Genomic DNA, 19,341 nt, shown 5'->3' with positions numbered 1-19,341 from the left:
TTATGGAGCTGTTATTAGCAAGCGTAATCGGCGTGTTAGCCGCTTGCGGGATTTATCTGATTTTACGGGCCCGCACCTTTCCTGTTGCTCTTGGCCTGACGCTTTTTTCCTATGCAGTCAATATTATGCTGTTTTCCATGGGCCGTTTAGTGACGGGCCAGCCGGCAGTAATTGGTTCGGGGAGCAGTTACACGGATCCTATTCCTCAGGCATTGGTTTTGACGGCGATTGTGATTGGCTTTGCCATGACCGCTTTTGTTTTGGTATTAGCGCTACGTGGGCAAACCGACTTGGGCAGTGACCATGTCGATGGCAAGCCTGAGCAGAAGGAGCCGTCCTTATGATGCATACCTTGGTGGTGCCCGTTATTTTACCGCTGTTCACTGGGGCAGCCTTAATGCTGTTGGGACGTTTACAGCAACGTACGGCGCAGTTAATTTCCTTACTGGCAACCTTAGCGATGCTGCCGGTGGCTATCTATCTGTTAATCCAGGCTGCCAGTGGTGAAATTCAATACTATGCGCTCGGTAATTGGTCGGCGCCTTTTGGCATTATTTTATTGCTTGATCGCTTAAGTGCAGTAATGGTGCTACTCACAGCGGTGTTGGCAGCTATCACTTTGCTGTATGCGCTGCGCGGTGATGATCAAAAGGGTGAGTACTTTCATCCGCTTTTTCAGTTTCAGTTAGCTGGGATCTATGGTGCCTTTTTAACTGGCGATTTATTTAACCTGTTTGTATTTTTTGAAATTTTACTGATTGCCTCCTACGCGCTCTTGCTCCATGGTCGCAGTAAAGAACAGGTGCAATCGGCCACACACTATGTGATTTTGAACTTAATAGGCTCTTCCTTATTTTTAATTGCTGCCGGTGTGTTTTATGGCATTGCAGGCACTTTAAATATGGTGGATTTAGCCCAGGCTGTGGCTGTAGCCGAAGGGGATAAGCGTTATTTGTTAAATGCGGCGGGCTTATTGTTATTTATTGTGTTTGGGCTAAAAGCAGCGTTTTTACCCCTGCACTTTTGGTTGCCCAAAGCCTATGCCAGCGCGACGGCTTCAGTCGCAGCGTTATTTGCGATTATGACCAAGGTCGGGCTGTATGCGATTTTGCGTTTTAGCACCTTGGTTTTTGGTGCGCAAGCTGCACAGTCTCAGGGCTTAGGTTTAGACGCATTTTGGGTGCTGGGTTTGCTGACCTTGCTAGTGGGAGCCATTGGCGCTTTTTCTGCGTTGCGGTTAAATACGTTAATTGCCTATTTAGTGTTGTTGTCGGTAGGTACTATTTTGGCTGGTTTTGCTATGGCCAGTGTTGAAGTCATTGCCGCCACCTTGTTTTACCTGATTCACAGTACCTTAGTCAGTGCCGGCTTATTTTTATTGGCTGGCTTAATTATTAGCCAGCGTGGCGAGAAAGCCGACTTATTACAGCGTGGCCCACTGATGGATAATGCCCGTACCCTAGGCTTGATGTTTTTTGTCGGGGCGATTTCAATTGCTGGATTGCCACCATTTTCAGGCTTTGTCGGTAAGATTTTGTTACTCAGCGCTACACCATTTAAGCAAGCGCTTTGGCTCTGGCCGGTGTTGCTGGTTGGTGGGTTACTCGCAGTGATTGCGTTATCTCGAGCCGGTAGTCAACTGTTCTGGCGTAGTAACGTAGCAGCAGTTAAGGTGCAGCAAGTCGATCGTGTCGCTCAGCTGGTGGCGTTATTGGCCTTGTCAGCCAGCCTTGTACTGGTGGTTTGTGCTGATCCAATGACTGAGTATTTTACATTGACTGCCCAGCAGCTAGTCGAGGGTAATTACCGCGTGGTTCTAGAAGGAGTAACGCCATGAGTCATAAGCGTCGTTGGTTTGCTCATCCTTTAGCAACGCTCGGTTTAACCCTAGTTTGGTTATTGTTAGTTAATGATTTTACTTCGGTTGGACACTGGTTGTTTGGAGCTTTTCTGGGGCTCTTGATTCCGTGGTTAACCGATGGTTGGTGGCCTAACCTAGTGCGGATTCATAGTTGGTCACAACTGTGTGTGTTTGCTATGCATATGTTGGTCGATATCATCAAAGCTAACTTTGATGTAGCTAAGCTGATTTTAGGTTCAATGAAAGAATTGGACCCCAGTTTTGTTGAGTTACCCTATGACGTTGAAAATGAGCTGGCGATCTTTATGTTGGCCAGTGCCATTTCTTTAGCTCCAGGCACAGTGGCCGCGAGTGTTGATCGGCGGCGCAAAATTATGTTGGTGCATGCGCTGCACTGCACCGATGATCAAGCCTTAATTGAGGAAATTAAGCAGCGCTATGAAGCCCCACTTATGCAGGTATTTCCATGCTCAGTAAAGTGATTTTTATTTGTATGGTGCTGTTTGGCATCAGCTTGTTGCTTAATATGGTGCGCTTGTTGAAAGGCCCTGATACGGTGGATCGTATTTTGGCGCTGGATACTTTGTATATTAATGCCTTGGCGCTGTTAATTATTTTTGGGGTCTGGCTTAGCAGCCGATTATTTTTTGAGGCCGCACTCTTAATTGCTTTGTTTGGCTTTGTGAGCACTGTGGCGTTGTGTAAATACTTACTGCGCGGCGATATTATTGATTAGGCTAAAAGGTGTAGAGCAATGATTGATTTTTATTTAGAGCTGCTGGTCGCAGCCTTACTACTAAGCGGGAGCTTGATTGCATTAATCGGTTCTTTGGGCCTTTTTCGTCTGCCAGATTTTCATATGCGTTTACACGGACCTGCCAAAGCTACTACACTAGGCGTCGGTTGCGTACTGCTGGCCTCAATGCTGTACTTTAATGCTCAAGAAGATAGCGTTGGATTACAGATTCATGAGTTACTCATTACCTTATTTCTTATGATCAGTGCCCCAGTATCCGCCTATATGTTGGCGAAAGCTGCTGTGCAGCAGCGCGTCAAAACCTTTAAGAAAGATTCCCAATAAACTCAAATACTCGTTAAGTAGGGCGGGTTACGCCCGATTACTCCGTGGTTTAGTATTCATCTACATGCCTTATAGCTTCGGTTATAAGGCATGTTCTTTTGTAGCTAATTGAAGTGTGCGCTTAACGTTTGGGTTAAGTGCATGGGTATCCGTTAGAGACTGATAGCGAGGAGGAAGTCATGCAGCTCTCAGGACGTGGTGTCGCAATGTCTTTATTTGCCTCACTGTTATTTGCCATTATTCCAGGCTATGTTCAGTTTTTATCGCCATTAAATGGGATTCAAGTCTTTGCCCAGCGATTGCTTTGGTCATTACCGGTTTTACTGGTCTTGGTCATTATTACTGGGCATTGGGTGCACTTTAGAATTTGTTTAAGAAAAATTAAGCGCCGCCCACTACTGTTATTAGCGGTGCTAGCCACTGCATTCATTATGGGTTCGCAGTGGATGCTATTTGTATGGGCACCGCTGTCTGGGCACATGTTAGATTTAACCTTGGGCTATTTTTTGATGCCATTGGTTTTGGTGCTCACTGGGCGGGTATTTTACAATGAACGGCTGCGACCACTGCAACAAGCTGCGGTAGTCTTTGCCTGTGCAGGCGTGGTGCATGAGGTACTCGTGGTAGGCTCAATGTCTTGGGTGACCTTGGTGACTGCATTTGGTTATCCGCCATACTTTATGTTGCGCCGTTGGATGAAGTTTGATGCCTTTAGTGGCTTTTTAATTGAAATTATTATTCTGACGCCAATGGCGATTTGGCTGATTATGCAGTTTGGTGAGCCAGGCAGTTTTACCGGAACCCCTAAGTTGTGGTTACTGTTGCCGATATTGGGCTTGCTCAGCACCTTGGCTTTTGCCGCGATGATGGGCGCTAGCCGTTTGCTGCCTTTGGGGTTGCTGGGGATTTTAAGCTACATCGAACCTGTTTTATTATTTTTATCGAGCCTTTGGCTGGTGGGAGAAACCATTGCCGCTAATCAATGGTGGACCTACATCCCGATCTGGGTAGCGGTAGTGTTAGTGATGCTCGATAGTGCCCATGTCTTACGCAAGCAAGCCAAGCGTGTGTACACCTAATTATCTTTGAGGAAGTGGTTAATGTTCGAACAGTTTGAGTTACACGAGCGTTTGCTCAAAGTGCTGGCTGAGCTAAATTTTGTTGAGCCAACTCCAGTGCAGCAACAAGCACTGCCGTTGGCTTTGCAAGGTAAAGACTTACGGGTAATTGCCCAAACCGGTAGTGGTAAAACGGCAGCCTTTTTATTGCCCACCTTGCATCAACTGTTGGCGATTGATACTCAGCGTGAGCCAGCTATTAGGGTGCTAATTTTATTGCCTACCCGTGAATTAGCGCGGCAGATTTTAGAAGAGGTGCAGCGTTTTGCCCGTTACACTTTTTTACAGGCGGGGATTTTAACCGGCGGTGAAAACTTTAAAGAGCAAGCCGCCATGCTGCGTAAAGATCCGGATATTTTAATTGCCACGCCGGGACGTTTGCTTGAGCATCTAAACGCCGGCAGTTTACAGTTAGCTGATATTCAAACCTTAATTTTAGACGAAGCCGATCGCATGCTAGATATGGGCTTTGCAGAAGATATTCAGCGCGTAGTAGCAGAGGCGCCTGCTACTCGGCAAACCTTATTATTCTCAGCGACCACCGGCGGTAATGCTCTGCGTGAGATGATTCAGCTAGTACTCAATCAGCCGCAGCATCTGATGATTAATCAGGTGGCAGAGTTAAATGAAACGACAGTACAGCAGATTATTACGGCTGATAGTGAAGGGCATAAAGAGCAATTGGTGCAGTGGTTATTGGTCAATGAGCCATACCGTAAAGCAATGGTGTTTACCAATACCAGAGCCCAAGCCGATCGTCTCTATGGGCGTTTAGTTGCGCAAGAATTTAAAACCTATATTTTACACGGCGAAAAAACCCAAGAAGAACGAAAAGCGGCCATTGAGCGTTTTAGTCAGGGTACTTCACGGGTGCTGGTCGCTACTGATGTCGCTGCTCGCGGGCTAGATATTGAAGGTGTGGATCTGGTGATTAACTTTGATATGCCGCGTTCTGGCGATGAGTATGTGCACCGCATTGGCCGTACCGGCAGAGCCGGTGAAGCAGGTTTAGCTATTTCCTTAATTACCCATTTTGACTGGAATTTAATGTCCAGCATTCAGCGTTATCTTAAGCAAGACTTTCAACAGCGAGTCATCAAGGGGCTAAAGGCAAGCTATCAGGGGCCGAAAAAAGTTAAGGCATCAGGTAAAGCGGCGGGAGTGAAAAAGAAAAAAACTACCGCTAGCAGCAAAACGAAGAACAGTGTAGCCAAAAAGCGTAAAGCACCTAATACTTCGGGACCTAAAACAGTGGTGAGTGATGATGGCTTTGCGCCATTGCGAAAAAAGCTGTAGTAGCAGTGATGAACAATTAATCATATTGCGCTGTGGATTGGGTGTTTTTAGGGATCAAACCCTTGTACACTGCGCGGTTTAATCATGCGGATGACTAGGAATTAAAATGATCAAGAAGTGTTTGTTTCCAGCTGCAGGCTATGGAACACGTTTTTTGCCAGCCACTAAAGCAATGCCTAAAGAGATGCTGCCTATTGTTAACAAACCGTTGATTCAATACGGAGTTGAGGAAGCATTGGATGCGGGTTTAACTGAGATAGCGATCGTCACAGGGCGTAACAAGCGCGCGATTGAAGATCATTTTGATATTAGTTTTGAGTTAGAACAGCAAATTCAAGGCACTGAGAAAGAGCAGTATTTATCGGGCATCCGCCGCGTGATGGATAACTGTACCTTTTCTTACACGCGCCAAGTGGCGATGAAAGGGCTGGGGCATGCCATTTTAACCGGTAAGCAGTTAATTGGTGATGAGCCTTTTGCCGTAGTACTGGCCGATGACCTGTGTTTAAACCTTGAAGGCGATGGCGTGCTGCAGCAGATGATTCAGCTGTACAAACAGTTCCGTTGCTCGATTGTGGCGATTCAAGAAGTGCCCAAAGAAGATACCGCTAAGTATGGGGTGATTGATGGCGATATGATTCGCGATGATATTTTTCGGGTCAACTCTATGGTGGAAAAACCTCAGCCAGAAGATGCACCTTCTAATTTAGCGATTATTGGTCGCTATATTTTAACCCCTGATATCTTTGACTTGATTGAAGAAACAGAGCCAGGTAAAGGCGGTGAGATTCAAATTACCGATGCGCTGATGAAGCAAGCTCAGCGTGGTTGTGTATTGGCGTATAAATTTAAGGGCCAGCGTTTTGACTGCGGTAGTGCAGAAGGGTATATGGATGCCACTAATTACTGCTATGAAAATCTGTATCTAAAAGATAAATCGTTCTAACTAAGGTAGCGTCGCTATTCGGTCAATGGCACGACTTCCAGCACACAAATTTGTGTGGGTTGGGGGTAGTGCCAAGTAACGTTGAGATCATATAGCTGCACCCCATAGCGCCGTTCAGGCGTGGGTTGTTGATAGGCTGGTTTCGGATCTTGCGCTAAACACTGCTCAATCAAGGCAATCAGCGGCTGCTGTAAGCGCTTGGCGTGTTGTTGGGCCTGCTGGTAAGCGCTGGCCGACCACTCTACCGTCACAGTGGCAGGAGCCTCTGGGGCAAACTGGTTATAGGCATCCGCGGCAATATCTGCGTAAGGCAAGTAGGGCTTGATATCCAGGATTGGCGTGCCATCAAGCAAGTCTAAGCTAGATAGGTACAGGCGCTGCGGTGTAACCCGTTCCAGTTTAACCAGCGATAAGCCAAGATGGTTGGGGCGATGGGTTGAGCGAGTAGCAAACACCCCTAATTTTTGATTACCGCCTAAACGGGGCGCTTTAACTAAACGCGCATCTTTTTTCGGGCCAGCCTGATGAAAAATAAAGGTTAGCCAGAGATGACTGGTCAATTCGAGCCCTTTGACGGCGTCAGGATGATTGTAGGGCGGTAATAGCTCAATATAACCTTGGGCAGCAGGAGCCAGAGAAGCTTGCCGAGGAATGGCAAACTTCTCTTTAAAGCAGGAGTGGATAATTCCTACTGGGTTAAGTTGATAACTGTCCATTAGTTACTGACGATCACCCGAATTGCTTCTAAACGCAGCGTCGCTTGAGTGAGGTAGTCTAAACCTTGGGCTAATTGCTGCTCGAGCAACTCAATTTCATCGGCACGAATATTTTTATTAACCTGCTGCAGAGCGCTTAAGCGACTAATTTCAGCCTGCATGTTTTGGCTAAATAAGCGCTTGGCTTGCTCGATCCGCGTTTGATGTTGCGGCTCCATCAGTTGTTGTCCGTGCTCAAGCATCTTTTGTAACTGCTCACGTTGGGCGCGAACAAATTTGCCTGCAGTCACTCGGCCGACATTTTCTACTTGCTTACTGAGCACTTCATAGCTGACATTAGCCGCCAGGTCATTACCTTTACTATCAAGTAAGCAACGAATCGCCGAGCTGGGTAAAAATCGTCCTAATTGCAAGGCTTTGGGCGCTAAGGCTTCGCTCACAAAAATTAACTCAAGCAATAGGGTACCGGGCTTAATCGCTTTGTTTTTTAGCAGCACTAACGCGGTATTTCCCATCGAGCTGGTCAGTACTAAGTCCATGCCGCCTTGCACCATGGGGTGCTCCCAGGTTAAAAACTGCATGTCTTCACGGGCTAAAGCCAGTTCCCGATTAAAGGTCACGGTAACCGCTTCGTCGGTGCCTAACGGAAAATCAGCATCGAGCATTTTCTCGCTCGGACGTAAGATCAGCGCATTATCAGAGTGGTCTTCACTTTCCACGCCAAAGGCATTGAACAGCTGCTCCATGTACAGTGGCAAGGCAATATCATCTTCAGCTGCGGCTACTGCTTCAGCCAAGGCTTGGCCTTTAGCTTGACCACTGGAGTTAATCTCAAGTAAACGGTCACGCCCTGACTGGAGTTGTTGTTCAAGGGTTTGACGCAAAGTCTGCGCTTCAGTTAGTAGTGCTGGCCACTTAGCCGTTGGTTGAGTCAGTTCAGTCAGTAGGGCTTGCTGAAAGTGGGTTTGCACTTGACCTGCAGCTGGACTAATACTTTCAAAGGCATTTAGTGCTTGGTGGTACCAGTCAAACAATCGGGCTTGGGCAGTCTCCTGGTAATAAGGCACATACAGCTGAATGTCAAAACGTTGGCCAATACGGTCTAAACGACCAATACGTTGCTCTAATAAATCTGGGTTTTGTGGTAAGTCAAAGAGTACGAGGTGGTGGCTGAACTGAAAGTTACGGCCCTCACTGCCAATTTCAGAGCAAATCAGCACCTGTGCGCCATCTTCGGCATCGGCAAACCAAGCCGCTGCCCGGTCACGTTCAATAATACTCATGCCTTCATGGAACACCGTGGCGGCAATTCCTTCGCGCACCCGTAACGCTTCTTCGGTATCTTGCGCGGTGCTGGCATGGGCGCAAATCACTAATACTTTGTACTCTTTATGGGCTTTTAAAAACTCAATTAGCCAGTCTATGCGTGTATCTTGCATCCACCATGGATTATCTAAGCCCTGGGCGCGATACCACTGATCAGGGTATAGCGCATCTTGTAAGTCAGTGGCTAAGCTGGGATCTTGATAAGCCTCGGGCAATGTTAACTCGACGCCTTGTAACTGACGGCTAGGAAAGCCGCTAATTGAGGCGCGGGTATTACGAAATAACAGACGTCCGGTTCCATGGCGGTCAATGAGCTGGCTGATTAACTGATCAATAGCCTGCTGCTCGCCTTGACTGGCTTGCGTTACTAACGGTTGAGCTGTCGTGCCAAGTAGCGACAGAATATTAGCCTGTGCTGTTTGGGTTAATTCGCTTTGCTCCAGCAGATCCCGCACAGCTTCAGCTACCGGTTGGTACTGCTCTGACTCTTGAATAAAGGCGTCAAGGTCATGAAAACGGTTAGGATCAAGTAAACGCAAGCGTGCAAAGTGACTGGCCTGACCGAGCTGCTCTGGAGTCGCGGTTAACAGTAAAACACTGGGTGTTTGTTCGGTTAATTGCTCAACCAGTTGATACTGTGGGCTTACCGTTTCTGCTGACCAAGTGAGGTGGTGAGCCTCATCAACTACCAATAAATCCCAGCCAGCCTCTAGCATGGCTTGCTGAGCCACTTCGCTATGGGTAATCCATTGCAGGGAAACGATGGCAATTTGACAGTCTTCGAAGGGGTTGGCCGCATCGCTTTGGTCAAAGCGTTCTTGATCAAATAAGCTGGCCTCTAAGTTAAAGCGTCGGCGCATTTCCACCAGCCACTGATATTGCAAGGACTCCGGCAGTAAAATTAGCACCCGTGCAGCATGACCATTAAATACTTGGCGGTGAATAATTAAGCCAGCTTCAATGGTTTTGCCCAGTCCTACTTCATCGGCTAAGAGTACACGGGGTGCCGCTCGGTCGGTGACTTCTTTAGCAATATGGAGTTGATGCGCAATGGTTTGTGCGCGGGCTCCGACTAAGCCGGTTAACTCAGATTGTTGCAATTGACTGCGGTGTTGTAAGCTCTGATAGCGCAGAGTGAACCAAGAGTGGCGGTCCACTTGTCCGGCAAACAAGCGGTCAGCAGCTAAGCGAAACTGAATAAAGTTGGAAAGCTGGGTTTCCGGCACGATACTATCTTCACCGGCCTCGTTGTGGCCGCAGTAAAATAATAGGCCTTCTTCTTCGTGGGTTTGCTCAATGGTGAGCTTCCAGCCTTCAAAGTGGGTAATCACCTCACCTGGGGCAAAACGCACGCGGGTTAACGGGGCATTACGCTGTGAGTACTGACGGGTTTCACCACTGGCAGGGTAAAGCACCGTAACCAGTCGTCCATCTGCGGTGAGAACCGTCCCTAGTCCTAACTCTGCTTCACTATCGCTAATCCAGCGTTGGCCAGGTTGGTACTGCTGCGTCATGCTTGTCTCCGCTTGTTCTAAAAAAAGGCGCTGTATAGTAACGAATTAGTGGCTTAATTTCATTAACAGATACCGTGTACGTATTATTTAGCAGCTAAAAAAATAAAAATTAATAAGTGGCTTAGAAAAATCGAAATTAGACCAAAGTATTGCTAGCAGTTGACGCGTGTCAATACACCTAAAAAGAGTAAGGTTTAGTATCTACTCATAGCAATCAACGACTCATTGACTACGGAGTAGCCAAATGTTCATGGATATAGTGGTTTTCGCAGGTATCGGCACTGTCCTACTGATGATTTCATTTTTTGCTGGCCTTGCTTACTTTCTCTGGAAGAATGAAACTGGTAAAGAGTAAGCAACGCTTCGCATACTAGGCACGCAAGGCAATTTGGCAGCTAACTTTAGCTGCCTTTTTTTATGCCAAAGGTTTATCTAGGCGATAAAAAAAGCCAACCTTCAAGGTTGGCTTTTGCGTTTAACACATCAAGCGTGCGAGCGATTAAATAATCTTCAGTGCTTTCGCTTGCTCGGTTAGCTCATCACGGAAATCTGGGTGAGCAATAGCAATTAAAGCCAGTGCGCGCTCACGTAAGGTCTTGCCGCGTAGCTGAGCAACGCCGTACTCAGTGATGACGTAATTGACATCATTTTTACCGGTACTGATCATTGAGCCTTCGGTCAGCATTGGCACAATCCGTGACACGGTGCCGCCTTTAGCGGTTGAAGGAGTCACGATCATGGCGCGGCCACCTTTAGAGAGGTTGGCCGCGCGCATAAAGTCACTTTGACCACCAGTGCTGGAGTACAGCATACGGCCAATACTTTCTGAGGCGCACTGACCAGCTAAATCCACTTGCATGGTACCGTTAATGGCCACCAAGTTATCGTTTTGGCCAGCAATAAACGGATCATTCACAAAGTCTGAAGGATGCATTTCAATCATGATGTTGTGGTTCATGGCTTCATAGAGCACATCGGTACCCACGGCAAAGGTTGCAATGATCTTGCCTGGCTTAAAGTTTTTGCGGCGGCCAGTAATAGCACCACTTTTAAGTAGGCTAATAATGCCATCACCTAGAACTTCAGAGTGGATGCCTAAGTCTTTTTTGCTGGTGAGCAGGGTGACCACCGCATCGGGGATGCTACCAAAACCAATTTGTAAGGTGTCGCCATCATTGACGAGTTCAGCGACATAACCCGCAATGGCTTTTTCAATATCACCAATGGCGCCAGTGGGGACGTTACATACTTGATCAGTACTTTCGACTAAGCCAGCTACTTGGGAAATATGCACATGGCAGTCGCCATAGGCATAGGGCACGTTCGGGTTAACTTCTAAAATGACAGCGCGGGCTTTACTAACCGCAGCCATAGTGTAGTCAGCACCAAGACTCAAAGAGAAATAACCATTTTTATCCATCGGTGAGGCCAATGAAAATACTACGTCAGCTGGCATTTCACCGCGTTTGATCATACGTGGAATTTCAGAGAAGTGGTTAGGTATCAGATCGATCCAACCTTCGTTACAGCCTTTACGTACCGTGCCGCTTAAAAAGTAAGAGACATGACGTACGTGATCAACGGTTTCAGGGTCAAGGTAATCGTATTTTTCGATGGCCAATAACTGGCAGACTTTAATATCTTGAAAGCGCGTTCTTTCACGGGATAGGGCACGTAACAGGTGAGGGGGTTCACCTACGCCTGTAGGAACAATAATACTATCGCCATTTTGTAACAGATCTAGGGCCTGATCTGCGCTCATTTTCTTTTCAAGGTACTGTGCTTCAAGTGATGACATGAGATTCCCCTAAGGTAACGATTGTTCTAGTTAAGGTTCTAGCTGAACGACAAAATGAGAGGCTAGCACCTTTTTTAAAATTGTAAGACAAACTAGGGTGATAAGCATCCAATACCCTAATTTTGCGTGTCTTTGCAGTGTAGTTTATTTTAAATTTCTTAGTAATCCTAACCAAAGTATAGGTTAGTTTTATATTCTTATGGTGATTTTACTATATTTGTAAGGGCTGGAAGCGGTTAATCAAGCTTAAGCTGTTGTAAAATAGCGCAAGCTTTTAAAGGCAAACTGGATAATAGATGGCTGTTAAAAGGTTAAAAAGTCTATATAGTGCTGAACTTGTTAGGAGCCACCGGGTCTTTTTTCGGGTAGGGGTTTCTAATAGAATCGTCTAAAATATGAAGGAAGCTTTGATTGGCTATAATTTCTTACAAATTATTTTTATCAGGTGATTTGTTAAGTAATAAGTGCAAATAAAGCTATGACTGAAATGTTTTGGTCATAATATCCGGTTAAACAGGTACTTTTATTAAGCGTAATCAATGCATAAAAGACCAATGGAGCTAGACACATGAAAAAAAATTTACTAAAAAAACCTAAAACTTTATTAGCAGCTTTAGTTGCAGGCAGTGTTTTAACCCTAGCAGGTTGTGCTGGTAACCCACCAACTGCTCAGTTAGCAGTAGCTACCCAAGCGCTTAATGCGGCCGAAACTGCAGGTGCAACTGAATATGCTCCAGTTGAGATGCAAGCTGCGCGTCAAAAAATGAACGATGCAGAAAAAGCTGATTTTGAAAAAGATTATAAAAAAGCTAAAGACTTAGCAGAGCAAGCAGAGTGGGATGCGCGTGTAGCAGAGCGCAAAGCTCAGGCTGAAAAAGTACAGCGAGCAGTTAAAGATGCAGAGCGTGCAGTTCAGGAGTTACGTAACGAAGGTATGCGTGGCAGCAAGTAATTGTCACTTGGCTAATCGATCGAATAACTCAGAAAATATTTAAGGATATCTCCTATGCGTAAACTAATTCTTGTACCTAGTCTGATTGCATTAAGCGTTGGTTTAGCAGCTTGTGCGAACAAGCCTAACGTAGCACTTGAGCAAGCTCGTGAAAATGTGACTCAGCTGCAAAATAGTCCAGAAGCGTTAAAAATGGCGCCTTTAGAAACTAAAGATGCAGTCAAAATGCTCGATAAAGCAGATGCTGCTTACCGTGCAGGTAAAAAAGAGCAAGAAGTTAGCCAGTTAGCATACTTAACTTCTCAGCGTGCAGAGCTAGCTAAGCAAACTGTTGTGCTAAAAAGCGGCGAAGCAGCGCTGAAAAACTCTTCAAATGAGCGTGCTCAAGCGCGTTTAGATGCTCGTGAGGCTGAAATTCGCAAGCTGCAAGATAAGCTCAGCAACCTAGATGCTAAGCCTACCGAGCGTGGTTCATTGGTTACCTTTGGTGATGTATTGTTTGACCTAAACAAAGCAGAACTAAAGCCAGCCGCTTACCGCAATGTACGTCAGTTAGCTGAGTTCTTACGCGAAAACCCAGAGCGCAAAGTGCTCATCGAAGGTTTCACTGATAGTACCGGTGCTGCGGCCTATAACGTGCAGTTATCTGAGCGCCGTGCTGAATCAGTTAAGCGTGCTTTAGTTAAAGAGGGCGTAGATTTTAGCCGTATTAGCACTGTAGGGTTCGGTAAAGAATACCCAGTTGCTGACAATGCGACCCCAGCTTCACGTTCAATGAACCGCCGTGTTGAAGTAACTATCTCTAACGATAGTAAAGAGGTAGCACCACGCCGCTAAGGTGGGTGACTTTACTAAGTTTTTAGTAAAGCAGTAACACAAACGCTGGATCAGCAATCTGATCCAGCGTTTTTTTATGCTAAAAAAAGGCCAGTCGAGCAGTAGCTGACTGGCCTTTTCGTTTGGACTGGACAGACTAAGGGGGAGTCTGACTAGTAGTGACGGTTGCAGGCTTGGCTTGCATGTCGCCACCCAAGGCTTTGTAGAGTTCGACTTCACTGGTTAGCTGCTGTAGCTGAGTCAGAATATGTTGTTGTTGACTGCTAAATAGCTGGCGCTGTGCATCTAATAGTGTGAGTTGGTTATCAATGCCTTCGCGGTAACGTAAATCAGCTAAGCGGAAATACTCTTGGTTGGCACTGACTAACTGCTGCTGGGCTGTCAGCTGCTGTTTGAGGCTTGTGCGCGAGGTCAAACCATCCGCTACTTCACGAAAAGCCGCTTGAATCGCTTGCTCATACTGGGCAACGTTAATGTCTTTTTGAATTTCGCTGTAATTCAAATTAGCTTTTAAGCGACCGGCAGTAAAGATTGGCAAGTTAATGCGCGGCTGAAATAACCAGCTACCACTGCCGCCATCAAATAAACCAGATAAATCAGGGCTGAGCGTACCGGCATTGGCAGTTAAGCTAATGCTTGGAAAGAACGCTGCACGGGCTGCACCAATGTTGGCGTTGGCTGCTTGCAGTGCATGTTCGGCTTGTAAAATATCTGGGCGATTACGCAGTAACTCTGCAGGTAAGCCTGCTTCTACTTCAGGCAGTTGAATTTGCGCTAACGTGCGTTTGGTTTGTAGGTTGAGCGGTGCTTGTACGCCGACCAGTTGTTGCAGCGCATGTTGGCTTTTCTTAAGTTGCAGTTGCGCTTGAGCAATTGCTACCTTGGCTGTGTTGACTGCTGACTTTGACTGATTGAGCTCAAGTGCAGTGGCAATGCCTGCTTCATAGCTGCGCTCGGTAATCCGCAAGCTGTCCTGATAGGTATCTAAGGTATGTTGCGCTAATTCAGTCAGTTGCTGATTGGCCAGTAAATTGAACCAAGCATTAGCCACACCGGCGATTAAGCTTAGCTCTGCGCTGCGTTTCGCTTGCTCGGTGGCAAAGTATTGCTGTAGCGCTTGGTCTTGTAAGCTCCGGATGCGGCCAAAAAAGTCCAACTCCCAAGTGCTAAGTCCAACCGTAACTCCGTACTGACTATTAATCGTGCTTTGCCCAGTAGGACTTAAGGAGCCAGGCAAACGCTGGCGACTGCCTGAGGCGTCAACGCCTAAGTTGGGGAAGAGTTCGCTGCGCTGAATACGATACAGCGCTTGGAAAGCTTCAACATTTAACGCAGCTACCCGTAGGTCACGATTATTTTCTAAAGCCGTGTGGATCAGCTGCTTCAGTTCTGCATCGTTAAAGTAGTCTTGCCAAGCAGGTAGCGCCAGTTGGCGCTCACTGCGTTGGGTTTCCCAGTGCTCAGCCACTGGCGTGGCAGGGCGCTGGTATGAGGGTGCCAATGAACACCCACTAATCAGTGTAGCCACACTCAGTGCTAAAACTGAATATTTCATGGTTGCTCCTTATGGCTAGCGGCCTTGTCAGCTTTGGATTTAAACAGTGAGCTCACCAGTACATAAAATAACGGTACGAAGAAGATAGCCAGCAACATGGCTGTTACCATACCGCCAATAACTCCGGTACCAATCGCGTGCTTACTGCCTGAGCCGGCGCCAGTGGCAATGGCTAATGGAATCACCCCAAAGACGAACGCTAATGACGTCATAATGATTGGGCGCAGACGAATGCGGCTGGCTTCCACTGCTGCATCCACAAGACTCATGCCTTGCTCATGCAGAGATTTAGCAAATTCCACAATCAAAATCGCGTTACGTGCGGACAGACCAATGGTGGTGAGTAAACCAACTTGGAAGAACACGTCATTTGATAAGCCGCGGAAATACGTGGCTAACAGGGCGCCAATAATGCCCAGCGGCACCACCAAGATGACCGCAAATGGAATCGACCAGCTTTCATAGAGTGCTGCTAGACATAGGAATACTACCAGCAATGAAAGCGCATACAGAGCAGGGGCTTGGTCACCGGAGAGACGTTCCTCATAGGATAACCCAGTCCAGGATATGCCCACTCCAGGTGGCAGCTCTTTGGCAATCTCTTCCACCGCAAGCATCGCTTCACCGGAACTGTAGCCCGGCTTAGGGGCGCCGGCGATATTGACCGCAGGTACTCCGTTATAGCGCGATAGCTTAGGCGGACCATAGATCCATTTACCGCTGGCAAAGGTATCAAAGGCAATCATCTCACCTTGATTGTTGCGTACATACCACTTACCTAAGTCTTCCGGGTTCATGCGAGACTCTGCCTGACCTTGCAGGTAGACTTTTTTCACCCGTCCACGATCAATAAAGTCGTTAACGTAGCTACTACCCCAAGCGATCGATAATGTTTCGTCGATGTCACTCAGACTAATACCTAGAGTACGGGCTTTTTCATCATCGATTTCTAGCTGGAATTGCGGCTCATCACGTAGACCATTGACCCGTACTCCCACTAGTTTTTCATGGGCGTTAGCTTTTTGGATAAATAGATCCCGTGCTTCACTGAGCGCCTCATGGCCGATACCTGATTGGTCTTGTAAATACAGCTCAAAACCAGTGGCATTACCTAGGGCCATAATGGCCGGTGGCGCAAACGCAAACACCATGGCATCACGGAAGCTAAAGAAATGCTGTTGCGCGCGATCAGCTAAGGCAAATACGTTATCTGCCGCACCGGTGCGCTCGCTCCAGTCTTTTAGGCCGATAAAAGCCATCCCCGAGTTTTGACCACGACCTGCAAAGTTAAAGCCAGTAATGGTGAACACTGAGTTGACGATGTCTTTTTCTTCGTCCAGTAAGTACTCACGCATTTGCTTAACTACTTCATAGGTGCGCTCGTTACTTGAACCCGCTGGAGTTTGCACTTGAGCAAACAGCACCCCTTGGTCTTCATCAGGTAAGAACGCGGTTGGGATGATTTTAAACATCCAGATCATGGCGCCAACCACTGCCGCGTAGAAAATTAAGTAGGGGAGCTTAACGCGTAAAGCGGTAGAAACGCTGCGCTCATAGCCACGCACACCCTTATCAAAGGTGCGGTTAAACCAGCCAAAGAAGCCACGTTTTTCATGTTGGCCTTTAGTAATAGGCTTAAGCATGGTGGCACATAACGCCGGGGTGAAGATCAGTGCGACCAGTACCGACAGTACCATGGCAGCAATAATAGTGACCGAGAACTGCTGATAGATCGCACCGGTTGAGCCTTCAAAGAAGGCCATCGGGAAAAATACCGCCGAGAGGACTAAACCGATCCCTACTAGGGCACTTTGAATCTGCCCCATGGATTTGCGCGTGGCTTCAACCGGGGATAAGCCTTCTTCAGACATCACCCGTTCTACGTTTTCCACGACTACAATCGCATCGTCCACCAACAAACCAATGGCCAGTACCATAGCAAACATGGTTAAGGTGTTGATACTGTAACCAAAGGCTGCCAGTACACCGAAGGTACCTAGAATAACTACCGGTACAGCCAGCGCTGGAATTAGGGTCACGCGAATATTCTGTAAGAACAAGAACATGACCAAGAACACCAGAATACTGGCTTCACCTAAGGTTTTAAGTACGCCGTTAATCGAAGCTGAAATAACCGGAGTGGTATCGTAGGGGTAAACGATTTTCATGCTCGGTGGAAAGAAAGGCTCAAGGCTAGTGAGTGTTTCACGGACAGCCTTAGCGGTTTCTAGAGCGTTAGCGCCCGTTGCTAGCTTAATCCCGATACCGGTTGCTGGCATACCGTTGTATTCAGCACTGATGCTGTAGTTTTCACCGCCGAGCTCAACCTTAGCGACGTCTTTTAAACGTACCTGCGAGCCGTCAGCATTGGTTTTGAGTAAAATATTCCGAAATTGCTCTGGGGTTTCTAGGCGGGTTTTGCCAATGATGGTGGCGTTTAATTGCTGGCCTGGTACTGCAGGCAAGCCACCAAACTGACCGGATGAAACCTGTACGTTTTGCGCACGAATGGCTGCAGTAACATCCATTGGGGTCAGGGCAAAGTTGGTTAATTTGGCCGGATCGAGCCAGATACGCATGGCGTACTGGGCACCAAACACCTGGAAGTCACCCACGCCTTTGGTACGTGAGACAGGGTCTTGCACGTTAGATACGATGTAGTCCGCAATATCGTTTTTATCTAGACTGCCATCTTCAGAGATAAAACCCACCACCATTAAGAAGTTGGAAACTGACTTAGTCACGCGAATCCCTTGCTGCTGCACCTCTTGAGGAAGCAGTGGGGTAGCTAGTTGCAGTTTGTTTTGTACCTGAACTTGGGCAATATCTGGATCAACGCCTTGCTCAAAGGTAACGTCAATGGTCATGCTGCCATCGGAGTTACTGTCGGCGGAGATGTAGCGTAATCCGTCAATACCGTTGAGCTGTTGCTCAATGACCTGCACCACAGTGTCCTGCACGGTTTGTGCTGAGGCACCACGGTAAGTGACCGAAATTCCCACCGCAGGCGGCGCGATATCAGGGTATTGGTTAACGGGCAGTTTTAAGATGGCAAGACCACCCACCAGCATCGTGACTAATGCCAAAACCCAGGCAAAAATCGGACGATCAATAAAAAAGTTAGACATTATAAACCAAGCTCCTAATTAGCCGTGGCAGCTGAGGCCGGCTCACTGCTTTGGACGTTGGTGGCGGGGTGCGGATCGGTTTTAACACCAGGCTGAATAAACTGCAGACCTTCTGTAATCAAACGATCCCCGGCTTGTAAGCCTTCATTGACCAGCCACTTGTTACCTGCGGTGCGCTCGGTTTTTAAAGTACGAACTTCCACTTCATTGTCAGCATTGAGCACCATGGCAATTGGCTCACCCCGAGGGTTGCGGGTAATGCCTTGTTGTGGGGCTAAAATAGCGTGCTTTTGCTCGCCAGTTACCAACTGTGCCCGCACATACATACCTGGCAGTAAAATTTGCTCTGGGTTAGGGAAAACTGCACGCAAAGTGACGGCACCGGTGCTTGGTTCAACCGACACTTCAGAGAACTCTAACTTGCCCTCGTGCTCATAGATGGCGCCATTTTCCAGCTGTAACGTCACTTTGGCAGCATTGTCTGAGGCTTTTTCTAAGGTGCCTTGACGTAATTCTTCGCGAAGACGCAGTAACTCTACGGAAGATTGAGTAACGTCAACATAGATCGGATCCAGTTGTTGGATAATCGCTAATTCTTGAGCCTGGCCATTATTGACTAAGGCGCCTTCAGTCACGCTTGAGCGACCAATGCGCCCAGAAATAGGGGCTTTGACTTGGGTGTACTGCAGATCAATTTTGGCTTTTTCTAAGGCCGCTTGTGCTTGCAGGTGCGCTGAGTGGGCGTCGTCGTATTGTTGACGGCTAACTGCACGTTCATCAACTAAGCGTTTGTAGCGGGTGGCCAGTGAGCGCGTGGCAATTTGATTGGCTTCAGCACTTTTTAAGTTGGCTTGATAGATCGCAGGATCAATTTGATACAGCTGATCGCCAGCTTTAATGTCTGTGCCTTCAGTAAACAGGCGCTTTTGAATAATTCCAGTGACCTGTGGGCGCACTTCAGCGATGCGGTAAGCCGCAGTGCGACCTGGCAGTTCGGTGGTAAGGGTATAGGGTTGAGCCTCAAGGGTAACGAAACCGACTTTAGGTGGAGGCTGTTGCTGACTGGTGGTGTTTGCTTCTTGTTCATTACAGGCTGTGAGCAGAACAACAGCGCAGGCTAAGCTAGACAGCTTTAAAGCGGGGCGTAAAAAGGTGCATTTCATAGCTTAAGGTTTCCTATAGCCACCCCAGGTGGCAGATACAAAGCAAAAAG

Annotated in this window: 17 protein-coding genes; 11 read left to right on the top strand and 6 right to left on the bottom strand. The window is 47.4% G+C overall.

Annotated elements, in window-relative coordinates; translation table 11 throughout:
• Positions 1-2: 2 nt before the first annotated feature.
• From AKN87_RS03930 to galU, 8 genes are all read left to right on the top strand, one after another.
• A complete protein-coding gene (locus AKN87_RS03930; protein WP_053099743.1) occupies positions 3-344 on the top strand; it encodes a Na+/H+ antiporter subunit C in 342 nt (113 codons plus the stop codon).
• Complete coding sequence (locus tag AKN87_RS03925; protein ID WP_053102542.1) at positions 341-1,837, top strand: monovalent cation/H+ antiporter subunit D; 1,497 nt, start codon at positions 341-343, stop codon at positions 1,835-1,837. The genes AKN87_RS03930 and AKN87_RS03925 overlap by 4 nt, the downstream gene beginning before the upstream one ends.
• Positions 1,834-2,343: a Na+/H+ antiporter subunit E gene (locus AKN87_RS03920; protein WP_053102541.1), complete on the top strand. Its 510-nt coding sequence runs from the start codon at positions 1,834-1,836 to the stop codon at positions 2,341-2,343. Before AKN87_RS03925 ends, AKN87_RS03920 begins: the two co-directional genes overlap by 4 nt.
• Positions 2,328-2,597, top strand: coding sequence for a K+/H+ antiporter subunit F (locus AKN87_RS03915; protein ID WP_053099740.1), 270 nt, complete (start codon positions 2,328-2,330; stop codon positions 2,595-2,597). Before AKN87_RS03920 ends, AKN87_RS03915 begins: the two co-directional genes overlap by 16 nt.
• A 21-nt stretch (positions 2,598-2,618) precedes the next feature.
• Positions 2,619-2,942, top strand: a complete 324-nt coding sequence (locus AKN87_RS03910; protein ID WP_053101878.1) for a Na+/H+ antiporter subunit G — start codon at positions 2,619-2,621, stop codon at positions 2,940-2,942.
• Between the two features lie 179 nt (positions 2,943-3,121).
• Positions 3,122-4,021: an EamA family transporter RarD gene (gene rarD, locus AKN87_RS03905; protein WP_053102540.1), complete on the top strand. Its 900-nt coding sequence runs from the start codon at positions 3,122-3,124 to the stop codon at positions 4,019-4,021.
• A 21-nt stretch (positions 4,022-4,042) separates the two neighbouring features.
• Positions 4,043-5,356 carry a DEAD/DEAH box helicase gene (locus AKN87_RS03900; RefSeq protein WP_053102539.1) on the top strand — a complete coding sequence of 438 codons (1,314 nt, stop codon included), beginning with the start codon at positions 4,043-4,045 and terminating at the stop codon, positions 5,354-5,356.
• Positions 5,357-5,462: 106 nt separating this feature from the next.
• Positions 5,463-6,302 carry a UTP--glucose-1-phosphate uridylyltransferase GalU gene (gene galU, locus AKN87_RS03895; RefSeq protein WP_053099737.1) on the top strand — a complete coding sequence of 280 codons (840 nt, stop codon included), beginning with the start codon at positions 5,463-5,465 and terminating at the stop codon, positions 6,300-6,302.
• A gap of 14 nt (positions 6,303-6,316) precedes the next feature.
• Here galU and tsaA read toward each other — a convergent pair whose 3' ends face one another.
• Both tsaA and rapA read right to left on the bottom strand, forming a co-directional pair.
• Positions 6,317-7,018 carry a tRNA (N6-threonylcarbamoyladenosine(37)-N6)-methyltransferase TrmO gene (gene tsaA, locus AKN87_RS03890; protein ID WP_053102538.1) on the bottom strand — a complete coding sequence of 234 codons (702 nt, stop codon included), beginning with the start codon at positions 7,016-7,018 and terminating at the stop codon, positions 6,317-6,319.
• Entirely contained in the window at positions 7,018-9,858 is a 2,841-nt protein-coding gene (gene rapA, locus AKN87_RS03885) for an RNA polymerase-associated protein RapA (protein ID WP_053102537.1), read from the bottom strand. The genes tsaA and rapA overlap by 1 nt, the downstream gene beginning before the upstream one ends.
• Before the next feature lie 244 nt (positions 9,859-10,102).
• On the opposite strand from rapA, the gene ccoM reads away from it, so the two are divergent.
• Complete coding sequence (ccoM, locus tag AKN87_RS12540; protein ID WP_053099734.1) at positions 10,103-10,213, top strand: cytochrome c oxidase subunit CcoM; 111 nt, start codon at positions 10,103-10,105, stop codon at positions 10,211-10,213.
• A gap of 144 nt (positions 10,214-10,357) precedes the next feature.
• Here ccoM and AKN87_RS03875 read toward each other — a convergent pair whose 3' ends face one another.
• A complete protein-coding gene (locus AKN87_RS03875) occupies positions 10,358-11,656 on the bottom strand; it encodes an acetyl-CoA hydrolase/transferase family protein (RefSeq protein WP_053102536.1) in 1,299 nt (432 codons plus the stop codon).
• 568 nt (positions 11,657-12,224) lie between these two features.
• On the opposite strand from AKN87_RS03875, the gene AKN87_RS03870 reads away from it, so the two are divergent.
• Positions 12,225-12,608: a DUF4398 domain-containing protein gene (locus AKN87_RS03870; protein WP_053102535.1), complete on the top strand. Its 384-nt coding sequence runs from the start codon at positions 12,225-12,227 to the stop codon at positions 12,606-12,608.
• 54 nt (positions 12,609-12,662) lie between these two features.
• On the top strand, positions 12,663-13,445 hold the full coding sequence (locus AKN87_RS03865; protein WP_053102534.1) for an OmpA family protein: 783 nt from the start codon (positions 12,663-12,665) through the stop codon (positions 13,443-13,445).
• A gap of 136 nt (positions 13,446-13,581) precedes the next feature.
• Here AKN87_RS03865 and AKN87_RS03860 read toward each other — a convergent pair whose 3' ends face one another.
• The 3 genes from AKN87_RS03860 to AKN87_RS03850 are packed head-to-tail and all read right to left on the bottom strand — an operon-like array spanning position 13,582 to position 19,291.
• Positions 13,582-15,000: an efflux transporter outer membrane subunit gene (locus tag AKN87_RS03860; protein ID WP_053102533.1), complete on the bottom strand. Its 1,419-nt coding sequence runs from the start codon at positions 14,998-15,000 to the stop codon at positions 13,582-13,584.
• Positions 14,997-18,128, bottom strand: coding sequence for an efflux RND transporter permease subunit (locus AKN87_RS03855; protein ID WP_053102532.1), 3,132 nt, complete (start codon positions 18,126-18,128; stop codon positions 14,997-14,999). Before AKN87_RS03855 ends, AKN87_RS03860 begins: the two co-directional genes overlap by 4 nt.
• Positions 18,129-18,142: 14 nt before the next feature.
• On the bottom strand, positions 18,143-19,291 hold the full coding sequence (locus tag AKN87_RS03850) for an efflux RND transporter periplasmic adaptor subunit (protein WP_053102531.1): 1,149 nt from the start codon (positions 19,289-19,291) through the stop codon (positions 18,143-18,145).
• Positions 19,292-19,341 lie beyond the last annotated feature (50 nt).

This window comes from Thiopseudomonas alkaliphila (assembly GCF_001267175.1).
GTDB lineage: Bacteria > Pseudomonadota > Gammaproteobacteria > Pseudomonadales > Pseudomonadaceae > Oblitimonas > Oblitimonas alkaliphila.
This window is presented reverse-complemented; position numbering and strand designations above follow the sequence as displayed.